This is a genomic window from Cobetia sp. Ld8, assembly GCF_045066615.1.
GTDB classification, from domain to species: domain Bacteria; phylum Pseudomonadota; class Gammaproteobacteria; order Pseudomonadales; family Halomonadaceae; genus Cobetia; species Cobetia amphilecti.
In genome coordinates this window covers 217,169-228,916 of sequence record NZ_JBISHF010000006.1, presented here as the reverse complement: position 1 = coordinate 228,916, position 11,748 = coordinate 217,169, and the positions used below count along the sequence as shown (strand labels likewise).

Below are 11,748 nucleotides of genomic sequence, written 5' to 3'. Positions count from 1 at the left end.
TGATCACGCCGATGTGACAGCAGGCTCCCAGTGTAGCGGCCTCATCTTGTCGATGACATGCCAGCGTATGACGCAAGGCACCTCCGCAAGGCACCTCGACGCCGATCCAGCGGCTAGTCGGCCTCAGGCTGCGCAGCAGGAGCCTGATGGGCGAGCGTGCTGAAGCCGAAGCGATGGAAGATGGCGCCGGCCTCGTTGCTGGAAAGCCAGGCCGAGAAGGCCTCGGCCTGTGACGACGGCGCATCACCGCCACGGCTGATCAAGGCGGCAGGATAGTGGATGGGGTCATGGCTGCTGTCCGGCAGCAGGCCGATCTGATGCACCCGATGGCTGATGGCGGCGTCGGTGGCATAGACAATCCCCAGCGGGGCCTCGCCATGCTCGACCAGCGCCAGCGCGGCGCGCACGTCCTCGGCGCTGGCCAGACGCGAGCGCAGCGTCTGCCACTGCCCCAGCGCTTCCAGCGACTGGCGCGCATAGATGCCCGCGGGCACGTGGTCGGGGTCGCCGACGGCCAGGCGCGTGTTGCTGCCGGTGGCGGCGAGGCGCTCGGCCACATCGGTGGCGTCCTCGGCGTTGCTGACACTGGCGTCCAGCTGGCTGGGGCCGGGCGCGACCAGCGCGAGACGGTTGCCCAGCAGGTCGTGACGGCCGGTGACGACGATGCCGGCCTGCTGCTCCAGCCAGTCCATCCAGCGCTCATTGGCCGACAGATACAGCTGCGCCGGAGCCCCATTGGCCAGCTGACGCGCCAGGGTCGAGGACGAGGCGTAGACCGGCATGATGTCCACGTCGGCGAGACGCTCGTAGCGCGCCTCGATGGCATCCAGCGCATCATGCAGCGAGGCGGCGGCCATGACACGGATCTGGGGGCGCTCGTCTGCCTGAACCGGCGCGGCCAGCAGTGCCAGCATCAACGGGGCCGCCAGGCTGGCGCCCCTAAACAGCGCTGATGAAGAAGATAGCGCTGATGAAGGCGTTGGCGCTGATGACGCAAACCGTAGCGGAGAGGCAAGCAAGGCGGCCCGGGCGCGCAAGCGGGTAGCGAATGACATCTACAGGGTCCTTGAACAGTGAAACGCAGCGACGAGGCCTGCTGCGTATTGATCTCGCCATGATGCCGCGCTCGCTCGCCATGTGCATCTCATGTGGGCGCAATTGCCGCGCGGGGCGCGGAAACCGTCAACCCTGATTGTCGAACGCCAGCGGCATGAGGCTCGCTTGAGGCTCGCTGGCTGCCTGTCAGCGCCCGGCTGCCATCCGCCACGGGCTGGTCAGCGACAGCCGCCGGCTGGCGGATGTTTCGCCGCATCCGGCTACAGGCAAACGCGAATCACTCACATGTATGCCATTCGCTCGACCAGATCGGCTACAATGCTGGCCAAAATGGCAGGGAGACGCTGGCCCACACCCCAGCAACGACGCGATTCCTGCTTTCATGCTTTCTTTCACGCTATTTGCCGCTTCAACGGCAGACAACAGCGGCGGGTGCCACCAAGTCATGCCTCCAGTACTTGACGAATTTCAGGGCCTCAGTGCCTTCGATGCCATCATGCGCTACGGCAATCTGGGCGCAGGAGCCGAGCATCTCGGTATCTCCAAGTCCACGCTCAGCCGCCGGATCAGCCATCTCGAACACCAATTAGGCCAGCCGCTGCTGCATCGTCAGGCCAATCGCCTGATTCCCACCGAGGCCGGCACGCTGTTCTATCAGTACTGCCAGCAGATGCTGTCGCTGGGCGAGCGCTCGCAGATCGCACTGGATGAACTGCGCGAGGAGATCAGCGGTGACATCACCGTCAGCGCGCACCCGCACTTCCTGCGTGGCTGGTTCAATCATGTGCTGACCGACTTCATCGAAGAGTATCCGGGCATTCGCCTGACCCTGACCGCCAACCATCTGCCGCCGTCACGCGATGACGACCAGGTGATGCTGTGGCTGTGGGAAGGTCCGGCCAAGGACACCGGGCTGCGCGAGGAGATTCTGGGTCAGCAGCAGCAACATCTCTACGCCCACCCCAGCTATCTGCGCCAGCATGGCCATCCGCAGCACCCCAGCGAGCTGACCTCCCATGACTGGGTCAACCTGATCGATCGCCATCACCCCAACCTGGTGCTCAATCACCCCGAGGAAGGCGAGTATCGCCTGAGCCTGCCACCGTCACGCTTCACGGTCGACAACGTGGTGGTGCATGCCGACCATATCGCGCACGGTGCCGGTATCGGCCTGCTGCCGGACTACCACGTGCGCACCCGGGCGACGGCGCACCCGGGACAGTTCGAGGCCTGCCTGCCCGAGTGGAAGGGGCCGTCGATTCCGGTCAGCCTGCACTATCCCTTCGGGCATCCGCCGCGCAAGCTCGGCGCGCTGCTCGACCATATACGCCGTCGTGTGCCGACGGACTGGACCCGCTGACCAGTCGGCCTGACAGCGCTTCGGGCCGTTCAGCAGTTGCTTCAAACTTCTCAGCTTCACGACTTCTCAGTTCCACAATTTCATGACTTCACAGCGGCACTGACTGCCCGTCAGGATTGCTGGCCGAACAGATGACGGCGCGCTTCCTCATCCATCGCCACATTGGCGGCCGGATTGATGTCATCGATACGCGCCATCGCCCGCTTGACGCCATCACGCGCGGCGATGCGGGCACGATAGGCGGCGACCGCCGGGAAGCGCGTCAGATCGATCTCCTGCTTCTCGGCCTTCAGCCACGGCCAGATGGCCATGTCGGCGATGCTCAACTCGTCCCCCGCCACGAAGTCACGCTCCGCAAGCTGGCGCTCCAGTACGCCATACAGACGCTCGCCTTCCTTGTGATAGCGCTCGATGGCGTACTCCACCGGCTCTGGCGCGTAGTGCTTGAAATGATGCACCTGTCCCAGCATCGGCCCCAGGCCACCCATCTGCCAGTGCAGCCACTGCAGCACGTCATTGCGGGCGCGTGTTTCCTGCGCCAGAAACTTGCCGCACTTGTCGGCCAGATACTCCAGAATCGCACCGGACTCGAACACCGAGATCGGCTCACCGCCATCGGCGGGCGCATGATCGACGATCGCCGGCATGCGATTGTTGGGCGAGATGGCCAGAAACTCCGGCGCGAACTGCTCCCCCTTGCTGATGTTCACCGGAATGAGGCGATACTCGAGACCGGCTTCCTCCAGGAAGATCGTGATCTTGTGGCCGTTGGGTGTGGTCCAGTAATACAGATCTATCATCTGTGGGCTCCTGTGCAAGGACATAGCAAAATGGCTCGAACGCCCATGAGCGTTCGAGCCATCGAGGAGATCATGTTCATCGCCAGGCCCCCTCGTGCAGCTTTTCACCAGAGGCATTGCGAGCATGTTCTTTACTGCAGCCGTTACTGCAGGCGTTACTGAAGGTGTTATGACTGCGGAATCTCGCTGGCACGCGGCGCCTTGCGCGCCATGCCGTCGAAGAGATCCATCATGCGCTCGCGCCACTGCACCAGCGGGTCGCCCGCATCTTCCGTCTCGCCGAAGGGCGAGGTATCGGAGACGATGTGTGCCCAGATGAAGAAGCCGAAGACCAGGTAATCCGCCGCCGCCGGGGCATCGCCATCCATGAAGGGCTGATTGGCGAGCAGGCCACGTAGCGGCTTGAAGGCGCTGTCCAGGATGCCGCGTGCGGCCTCGACGTTGTTGAATTCCTCGAAGGGCATGCCGAAGCGGGCTTCACGGCTGGTGCGGAAGTACTCGCGGTCATCCGGGTGGATGGCCGCCAGCAGATCCAGCGCCACCAGGCGGAAGAAGCCGACCGCCATGACCTGCTCGGTATACACCTTGACGAAGTTCAGGCGTGCCTCGGCGTGTGCATCGCCGATCAGCAGGCCATCGCCGCTGTCTGGATAATGCGCGTCCAGATGCTTGAAGATGTCATAGCTGTCCATCGCCACGCCGTGCGCATCCTTGAGCACCGGCACCGTGGTGGAATCGCAGAAGTCGATCGGGCTCTTGTCGGTGAACAGCATCGGCACGAGTTCGGCCGCAAGGCCCTTGTGGGCGAGTGCCAGACGCGCACGCCAGCAGAACGGCGAGAAACGCAGGCGGTCATCACGGCCACGCAATTCATGAAGGACTGGGGTCATGCGGGTCTCCTTGGGTGTCATTGAGGTCTGGTGTCACTAAGGCCTGGGGTCATTGAGGTCTGGTGTCTCTCAAGCTTGATATGAACGGCATGACTTCGCTGCGCGCGCCCTGCCCTTGGCATTGTTTTGGACGTTGTGTCGCGCAAATGCAAGCAAAATGAGCATTCGTTCAACATCGCGCTGAGCGCCACTCAAGGCGCGAAGACTCGCTCACCCTTGCAGTGACGCGAGGTTGGACCCATTGATGAGGGTTGCATGACCAGGGCCGGACATTGACCAAAGGATATTGATGACACCCGGCCTCGACAGCGCGAATAATGGGGCCCATCGCTTTCGCGCCAGCCACTTCCTGCCCTGATCCCCTCTTTCATTTTCCAAGGAGTCTCGATGTCCGTCGAAGACCTGCACCTGAACCTGCGCAACCTGCAGGAGTCAGATTACCCCCAGCTCAAGCGCCTGATGGACGGCATCTACGACGACATCGGTGGCGCCTGGCCTGAGCACACCATCAACCGCCTGATCGCCGAATTCCCCGATGGCCAGATCGTGATCGAGGATGGCGAGAGGCTGGTCGGTGTCGCCCTGACGGCGCTGGTGGATTACGACGCCTTCTCCAACCCGCACAAGTACGACGACCTGATCGGCCAGCGCGAGATCATCCTCAACAAGGAGGATGGCGATGCGCTTTACGGTCTGGATGTGCTGATCGACGTCGACTACCGCGGCTATCGCCTCGGTCGCCGCCTGTACGAGGCGCGCAAGGACCTGTGCCGCTCGATGAATCTGCGCTCGATTCTGGCCGGCGGGCGCATTCCCCAGTACCACGAATACGCCGCCGAGCTCTCGCCCTCCGAGTACATCGACAAGGTGGAGCGTCGCGAGATCCATGATCCCATCCTGTCGTTCCAGCTGGCCAACGGCTTCCTGGTCAAGCGCCTGCTGCGCCAGTACCTGCCGGAAGACGAGGATTCCCAGGGCTACGCCACGCTGCTGGAGTGGAGCAACATCCTGTTCGAGCCCGCCGAGCGCGTGCTGGAAAGCCGCAAGACGATGATTCGCGTCGGCGCCGTGCAGTGGCAGATGCGCAAGTTCGACAGTGTCGAATCCGTGCTGCAACAGGTCGAGTACTACGTCGACGCCCTGTCGGATTACCAGAGTGACTTCGCCGTCTTCCCGGAGCTGTTCAACACGCCGTTGATCGGCCTTTTGGAAGACCAGAGCGACCCGGTGCGCTGCATCCGCTACCTCGCCGGCTTCACCGAGCGCTTCAAGCAGGAAATCTCGCGCATGGCGGTGGCCTACAACATCAACATCGTGGCCGGCTCCATGGTCGAGATCGGTGACGACAACGAGCTCTACAACGTCACCTACCTGTGTCACCGCGATGGCGAGATCGACCGTCAGGCCAAGCTGCACATCACGCCGCAGGAGCGCCGCGACTGGATCATCAAGGGCGGTGACGAGCTGGCCGTGTTCGAGACCGACGCCGGACGCATCGGCATGCTGATCTGCTACGACGTGGAGTTCCCGGAACTGTCGCGTCTGCTGGCCGATCAGGACATGGACATCCTGATGGTGCCGTTCTGGACCGACACCAAGAACAGCTACCTGCGCGTGCGCAACTGCGCCCAGGCGCGTGCCATCGAGAACGAATGCTACGTGGTGGTCTGCGGCAGCGTCGGCAACCTGCCGTCCATCGAGAGCCTCGACATCCAGTACGCCCAGTCAGCGGTGTTCTCGCCGTCAGACTTCTCCTTCCCGCATGACGCGGTGATGGCCGAGACCACGCCGAACACCGAGATGATCATGTTCTCGGATCTCGATCTGGAGCGTCTCAAGGTGGTGCGCAGCGAAGGCTCGGTGACCAACCTCAAGGACCGCCGCAAGGACCTCTTCGAGCTGCGTCTGCGTGACTGGTCGTGGAAGTCCGGCAGCCGTCAGGACTGAGCCGATGACGCACTGGTGGCAACGGCTGTGGCAGCGCTCCGCTTACCACGGCCGTGATATGTCAGCCCCCGACGCCGGCGCTGCCTCGGCCACCTCCCCCGCTGGCGAGACAGCGCCGGATGACGCGTGGCAGGCAGTTTGCGAGCGCCTGCCGATTCTCGAGGGGCTCGACGCCGAGGCACTGGCGCGTCTTGAGCGGCGCGCCCGCCATCAGCTGAGCGACTGGAAGCTGACCAGCGCCGAGCCGCTCGCACAGGTCGAGGCGCTGGCACTGGCCGCTCAGGCGATGCTGCTGCTCAACGGCTGGGCGCATGCCGAGCGCTGGCAGGACGCCGGCGCTCGCGTGCACGAGATCATGCTGCCATTGCAAGCCATCCGCCGTGAGGTGGAAGAGATGGATGACGCCGGTGTGGTGCATGTCTTCGAGGACACCCGCGCCGGCGAGACCTGGTACCAGGGGCCAGTGGTGGTCACCCAACAGGACCTGGCCGCCAGCGGTGACTGGAGCGGCTTCAACGTGGTGATCCATGAATTCGCCCACAAGCTCGACATGGCCAACGCCACCGATGCCGATGGCTTTCCGCCCCTGCCACGCCATATCAGCGCGGCGGAGTGGCACGCCACCTTCACTGCCGTGTGGGATGACCTGAGCGCGCGCCTGTCACGCGGTGAGCCGACGCCCATCGATGACTACGCCGCCAGCCACCCCGCCGAATGCTTCGCCGTCTGCTGCGAGTATTTCTTCAGCGCACCGGATGAGCTCAATGCGGCCTATCCGGCGCTGTATGCCCTGCTGGAGCGCTTCTTCCAGCAGTCGCCATTGGCACGTTGCCCGCCGCCTTCCGACTGACCACGCCTGGCAGATCTGACTACACGCTTGGCAGACAAGGCACCAGCAAGCCGAGGAAATCACGAGAGAGAAAAGATAGCGGTCGCTTACCGTGCCGGGCGCCACCTCAAGCTAACGGTATATCACTCGAAAGCGCATCAGCAGTCACGGAACATCGATCAGCAGGGGTCGCAAAAGCCACCTCTGCATCGCTCACTGTGGCTCCGCCAACAGATAATCCCAGACACGCTGCGCGGTGGGCCGCATCGGGCGCTGATTGGAGCGCACCAGCCAGAAGTTCTGCTCGGCGGGAATCGTCAGCGCGAAGACCTGCTCCAGCCCGCCATTGCCGGACGCCAGCCATTGCCGGAAATGGCCTTCATGCACCAGCGCCACCCCCATGCCGAGACGCGCCATTTCCAGCGTCATCACCTGGGTGTCACAGCTGATGGTGGAGGTCGTCTTCTCCAGCCCCAGTTGATCTGCCGCCACCAGCCAGCGCCGCCAGCCCACCGCGAAGCCTGCGGCATGCAGCAGCGTCATGCCGGCCAGGTCCGCCGCCGTGGTCAGCTGCGCGCTCAGCGCCGGACTCGCCACGACGGCCATTCTCTCCTGCCCTGCCCCCACCTGGATCGCCTCCACCTGTGGCCAGTCGCCCTGGCCGTAGCGCAGCTCGATATCCACCTGCTCGCCATCGAAGTCGCTCTGCCAGAAGGCACTGACCAGACGCAGCGCGATCTCGGGCTGGTCACGGTGGAAGTTCGCTAGCCGCGGCAACAGCCAGGCCTGCTGGCTCATCGGGGTCGCCCGCAGGCTGACCGGCGCGGCGCGCGAGGGGCCGAAGACTTCCAGCGTGCCTTCCTGCAGGCGCTGGAAGCCATCCTGCAGCGCTGGCAACCAGGCCTGACCGGCCGGCGTCAGATTGAGGCTGCGGGCATGGCGTACGAACAATGGCTGGCCAAGGCGGTCCTCCAGCTGGCGAATCCGCTGGCTAATGGCCGACTGGGTGACGCTCAGCTCCTCGGCGGCACGCGTGAAGCTCATCAGGCGCGCAGCGGCTTCGAAGGCCTGCAACCAAGCCAGCGGCGGCAGGGGGCGCGGCAAGGCATTCGGCGCCGTGGGGGAAGGTTCGTGCATGGCTATCTCGCATCAGAGCATGAAGGTCAATCGGCACACATTAGCTCAGCTAAGTCATGGCCGTCATATTTCGCGTTGGCCAGCCGTGATGACGAGGGGGACAATGGTCTCATTCTCGGGTCACGGCTCAGCGACACGGCTCGGCCATACGACCCAGCACGCGACACGCGTTGGCTCACCTGCTACTGCACACACGACATAGGACGGCGCCCATGGAGACTCTCATCGCATCTGCCCCTGACACCCAAGACACTGAAGCGTCACAGGCACGCCATCAGTGGGACATGAAGGAATACCTGCCCCATCACGAGGGCGCGCCGCTGGTGAAGGCAGACCACGACGAGACCCTGGCGTCACTGGCATGGGCCAGCGGTGAGCAGACCCAACTGCCGCTGATCTGGCTACGCGACCACTGCGCCTGCGATCTCTGCCGTCATCCGCAGACCTTCGAACGCACCTTCATGCTGATGGACGATGCGGCCCTGACGGTGCACCAGATGCGTGTCGAGCAGGGCAATCTCGTCGTCGTCTGGCAGGACGGCCACACCAGCCGCTTCGATGCCGGCTGGTTGCTGCAACGTCGCCCGAGTGATGCGCCGCCGGCCACGCCGGTCCCCGCAAGCCAGGCCTGGCAGCAGGGCCATGAACCTCATGTCACCGCCTTTGCCGACTACATGGCCGGTGGGCAGGCGCGCCTGGGCTGGCTGGAAGCGCTGTGCCGCGACGGCTTCGCGATTCTGGATGCCGGCCCGACGGCAGGCGGCGAGATCGACCAGGTGGCCGCGACCATCGGCCCGATCCGCGCGACCAACTTCGGCGGCCGTTTCGAGGTCTTCTCCAAGCAGGCGCCCAACAATGCCGCCTACACACCGATCGCGCTGGAACTGCACACCGACCTGCCCAACTGGCGTCAGCCGCCGGACATCCAGATGCTCTACTGCCTGGCCAATGAGGCCGAAGGCGGTGACTCCATCTTCGGCGACGGCATGGCGGTCGCCGAAGCCCTGCGCGAGCGGGACCCGCAGGCCTTCAGGCTGCTGGCCGAGACCCCGGTGGACTTCCGCTTTGCCGACGAGACCACCGACCTGGTGGTGCGCGAGCCGGTGATCCACCTGGATGCCAACGACAAGGTCATCGAGGTGCGCTTCAACAACTGGATCCGCGACAGCCTGCGCCTGCCGCTGGAACAGATGCAGGCCTGGTACAGCGCCTATCGCCAGTACTGGAGCATCCTGCGGGAACCGGCCTTCCGCCTGCATCTCAAGCTGGAAGCCGGCCAGATGGTGGCCTTCGACAACCGCCGCGTGATGCACGGCCGCAAGTCCTTCGACCCGACGACCGGTCGCCGCCACCTGCAGGGCTGCTATGTGGATTACGACATGGTGGAATCCGCGCTGCGCGTCACGGCGCGCCAGCTGGCCGGTGCCAACCCCACTCAGGCGTGAGCATGAGCGCCCTCATGTGGCGCAGTGCTTGAAATAGCGTTGAACCGCGCGTTAAGCATGGCGCGGTTCCTCGAGGGCATATCACGCAAGGCAGTGACATCCTGAGAGTCTGGCAACTCAGGTATCGCCCCATGAATCCCATGACACTCTGCTTTGCGGATGACACCCTGGAACGACGTTATCGGCGTCGACAGATCGAGACCTCACACAAGCTCAGCCGGATCACCATCCCGCTGAGCTGTCTGCTGTTCGCGTCCTATGGGCTGATCGAGATCAGTCTGCTGGAGCACTACGAGCCCTATCTGCTGCTGCGTACCAGCGTTCTGATCGGCGTGCTGGGCCTGTTTCTGCTGTCACGTCTCCCGCGTTTCCGACATCACGTCAACGGCATCCTGTGCCTGGCCTCGCTGGTGGCAGCGCTGGGGACGCTGGCGATGTTCCATGTGGGGGACGGTCACGCCGGAGAGCACCTGGTGGAGAGCCACGCCGCCGGACAGCATGAAGACGAGCATGGTGACTTCCCGGTCTACTTCGTCACCCTGATCACCGTGGTTTTCTGGACCTACACCCTGCTGGGGCTGCAGTTCGTCTATGCCATGGCCTGCGGACTGCTGATATGGATGGGCTGCACCGCCAGCTGCGTACTGATGCATCTTGGCTCCGATGTCCTGGTGGAAGCCAACGAGGCTTTCTTCATGATGGCCGTCAATCTGCTGGCGGGCATGAGCGCCTACTCGCGCGAGCGCCAGAGCCGACAACTCTTCCTGCATGAATGCCATATCACCGGTGAGCGGGACGATCTGCGCGACCATGCGATGTGCGACTCGCTCACCGGGCTGCTCAACCGGCGCGCCCTGCTGACACGCCTCGACCAGATACTCGACATCCAGACTCCCGGCACGGTGCAGGCCGCGTTGTTCATCGACCTCGATGGCTTCAAGCCGGTCAATGACCGCCACGGCCATGCCATCGGCGATGAGGTGCTGCGCATCACCGGCGAGCGCCTGGGCAACACCCTGCGCGGCAACGATATCGTCGGTCGCCTGGGGGGCGATGAATTTCTGGTACTGATCAGCCGTGAGGGCAACGGCCGCAAGGACCCGGAGCAGCTGGCGGAGCGTCTGATCGACGCCATCAGTCGTCCCATCACGCTGGAGGTCGATGGCGAGCCGCTGATCATCGCCGTCAGCGCCAGCATCGGCATCAGCCTGTTCCCCTTCTCGGGCGCCACGCCGGAAACGGTCATCGCGCGCGCCGACAGCGCCATGTACGAGGCCAAGCAACGCGGTCGGGGCGTCGTCGTCACCGGCAATCCGCTCCGCCTGGTACTGTGACGCTCGACGTTCGACGCTCGACGCCTCGAGCATGTCGCCGCGCCCCCTTCCCTCTTGAGACAGCGGCAGACGCCCCAATGAGACAAGGATGCCGTTGCGTCCTTTTCTCATGACCCGCATCACGCCAGGACGCCCCACGACTCATCAATGGGGCGTCCTGGCGCATGGAGCCTGCCAATGACACGCCTGCCGCATCTTGCCTTCTCTCTAATCGGTCTCGGTCTCCTCGGCGGCTGCGCCGGAGTCCCGTCCGGTACCCAGCCCGTCGAGAATTTCGAGCTCGAACGTTACTACGGTGAATGGCACGAGATCGCCCGCCTGCCCAACAGCTTCGAGGAGGGCCTGAGCTGCGTCAGCGCCGATTACTCGCCCCGCGAGGACGGCGGCGTGCGCGTCATCAATCGCGGCTACAACGCCGAGCAAGGGGAATGGAGCCAGGCCGAAGGTCGCGCCTACTTCACTCAGGGCAGCAAGACGGCGGCCCTCAAGGTCAGCTTCTTCGGTCCCTTCTATGGCGGCTACAACGTGCTGGCGCTGGATGACGACTATCAGTGGTCGCTGGTGGCCGGTGCCGATCGCGACTACCTGTGGATACTGGCGCGTGAGCCGCAGCTGGATGACGCCACCTATCAGGCGCTGGTCGAGCAGGCCGCCGAGCTCGGCTTCGCGACCGACGCGCTGATCAAGGTCGAACAGGGCGATGCCTGCCCCTCTCCTGATGACACCGAACGCTGACACCGATAGCTAACACCGAACCCGGTCCCAAGACCCAAGGCCTGACACCAAGGTCTAAGCCGGCGCGTGACGTTTATATGGTGCGGACAGCCGCTTTCATCCAACCGACCTCGCATCTTGTCACGCGCGCGTGGCTCGCCAATGGTGAGCTGACAATCTTCCGGGGTAGCGCCTCGCCGAGTGCGCTGCCCTGATGCCAATCGTTTGATGCTGTC

The 11,748-nt window shown here is 64.0% G+C and carries 10 protein-coding genes; 6 read left to right on the top strand and 4 right to left on the bottom strand.

Going from position 1 to position 11,748, the window contains the following annotated elements; translation table 11 throughout:
- Positions 1 to 113 precede the first annotated feature (113 nt).
- Entirely contained in the window at positions 114 to 914 is an 801-nt protein-coding gene (gene modA, locus ACJJV2_RS02775; protein WP_405278136.1) for a molybdate ABC transporter substrate-binding protein, read from the bottom strand.
- Between the two features lie 587 nt (positions 915 to 1,501).
- On the opposite strand from modA, the gene ACJJV2_RS02770 reads away from it, so the two are divergent.
- The gene (locus tag ACJJV2_RS02770) at positions 1,502 to 2,416 is read left to right on the top strand and encodes a LysR family transcriptional regulator (RefSeq protein WP_054555676.1); all 915 of its coding nucleotides are present in this window, start codon (positions 1,502 to 1,504) and stop codon (positions 2,414 to 2,416) included.
- Between the two features lie 110 nt (positions 2,417 to 2,526).
- On the opposite strand, the gene ACJJV2_RS02765 is transcribed toward ACJJV2_RS02770, so the two are convergent.
- Positions 2,527 to 3,216 carry a glutathione S-transferase C-terminal domain-containing protein gene (locus ACJJV2_RS02765; RefSeq protein WP_405278133.1) on the bottom strand — a complete coding sequence of 230 codons (690 nt, stop codon included), beginning with the start codon at positions 3,214 to 3,216 and terminating at the stop codon, positions 2,527 to 2,529.
- A 167-nt stretch (positions 3,217 to 3,383) separates the two neighbouring features.
- Positions 3,384 to 4,106, bottom strand: a complete 723-nt coding sequence (locus tag ACJJV2_RS02760; protein ID WP_405278131.1) for a glutathione S-transferase N-terminal domain-containing protein — start codon at positions 4,104 to 4,106, stop codon at positions 3,384 to 3,386.
- Positions 4,107 to 4,493: 387 nt separating this feature from the next.
- Here ACJJV2_RS02760 and ACJJV2_RS02755 point away from each other — a divergent pair, with 387 nt between their 5' ends.
- Both ACJJV2_RS02755 and ACJJV2_RS02750 read left to right on the top strand, forming a co-directional pair.
- Entirely contained in the window at positions 4,494 to 6,053 is a 1,560-nt protein-coding gene (locus ACJJV2_RS02755; protein ID WP_043334381.1) for a carbon-nitrogen hydrolase family protein, read from the top strand.
- A 4-nt stretch (positions 6,054 to 6,057) separates the two neighbouring features.
- A complete protein-coding gene (locus ACJJV2_RS02750; protein ID WP_405278128.1) occupies positions 6,058 to 6,903 on the top strand; it encodes a zinc-dependent peptidase in 846 nt (281 codons plus the stop codon).
- A gap of 192 nt (positions 6,904 to 7,095) precedes the next feature.
- On the opposite strand, the gene ACJJV2_RS02745 is transcribed toward ACJJV2_RS02750, so the two are convergent.
- Positions 7,096 to 8,019, bottom strand: a complete 924-nt coding sequence (locus ACJJV2_RS02745) for a LysR family transcriptional regulator (protein WP_405278126.1) — start codon at positions 8,017 to 8,019, stop codon at positions 7,096 to 7,098.
- A gap of 212 nt (positions 8,020 to 8,231) precedes the next feature.
- Between ACJJV2_RS02745 and ACJJV2_RS02740 the strand changes: the two genes are divergently transcribed.
- The 3 genes from ACJJV2_RS02740 (at position 8,232) to ACJJV2_RS02730 (ending at position 11,533) form a co-directional block, all read left to right on the top strand.
- Complete coding sequence (locus ACJJV2_RS02740) at positions 8,232 to 9,464, top strand: TauD/TfdA family dioxygenase (RefSeq protein ID WP_405278124.1); 1,233 nt, start codon at positions 8,232 to 8,234, stop codon at positions 9,462 to 9,464.
- Between the two features lie 131 nt (positions 9,465 to 9,595).
- Positions 9,596 to 10,798 carry a diguanylate cyclase gene (locus tag ACJJV2_RS02735; protein ID WP_405278122.1) on the top strand — a complete coding sequence of 401 codons (1,203 nt, stop codon included), beginning with the start codon at positions 9,596 to 9,598 and terminating at the stop codon, positions 10,796 to 10,798.
- Between the two features lie 177 nt (positions 10,799 to 10,975).
- Positions 10,976 to 11,533 carry a lipocalin family protein gene (locus ACJJV2_RS02730; RefSeq protein ID WP_405278120.1) on the top strand — a complete coding sequence of 186 codons (558 nt, stop codon included), beginning with the start codon at positions 10,976 to 10,978 and terminating at the stop codon, positions 11,531 to 11,533.
- Positions 11,534 to 11,748: the final 215 nt, after the last annotated feature.

What these genes read in the sequence shown, in the direction of transcription:
- ACJJV2_RS02760 (WP_405278131.1), bottom strand. Translation starts at nt 4,106, where the DNA reads ATGACCCCAGTCCTTCATGAATTGCGTGGCCGTGATGACCGCCTGCGT.
- ACJJV2_RS02755 (WP_043334381.1), top strand. Translation starts at nt 4,494, where the DNA reads ATGTCCGTCGAAGACCTGCACCTGAACCTGCGCAACCTGCAGGAGTCA.
- ACJJV2_RS02735 (WP_405278122.1), top strand. Translation starts at nt 9,596, where the DNA reads ATGAATCCCATGACACTCTGCTTTGCGGATGACACCCTGGAACGACGT.
- ACJJV2_RS02765 (WP_405278133.1), bottom strand. Translation starts at nt 3,216, where the DNA reads ATGATAGATCTGTATTACTGGACCACACCCAACGGCCACAAGATCACG.
- ACJJV2_RS02745 (WP_405278126.1), bottom strand. Translation starts at nt 8,019, where the DNA reads ATGCACGAACCTTCCCCCACGGCGCCGAATGCCTTGCCGCGCCCCCTG.
- ACJJV2_RS02770 (WP_054555676.1), top strand. Translation starts at nt 1,502, where the DNA reads ATGCCTCCAGTACTTGACGAATTTCAGGGCCTCAGTGCCTTCGATGCC.
- ACJJV2_RS02740 (WP_405278124.1), top strand. Translation starts at nt 8,232, where the DNA reads ATGGAGACTCTCATCGCATCTGCCCCTGACACCCAAGACACTGAAGCG.
- ACJJV2_RS02750 (WP_405278128.1), top strand. Translation starts at nt 6,058, where the DNA reads ATGACGCACTGGTGGCAACGGCTGTGGCAGCGCTCCGCTTACCACGGC.
- modA (WP_405278136.1), bottom strand. Translation starts at nt 914, where the DNA reads ATGCTGGCACTGCTGGCCGCGCCGGTTCAGGCAGACGAGCGCCCCCAG.
- ACJJV2_RS02730 (WP_405278120.1), top strand. Translation starts at nt 10,976, where the DNA reads ATGACACGCCTGCCGCATCTTGCCTTCTCTCTAATCGGTCTCGGTCTC.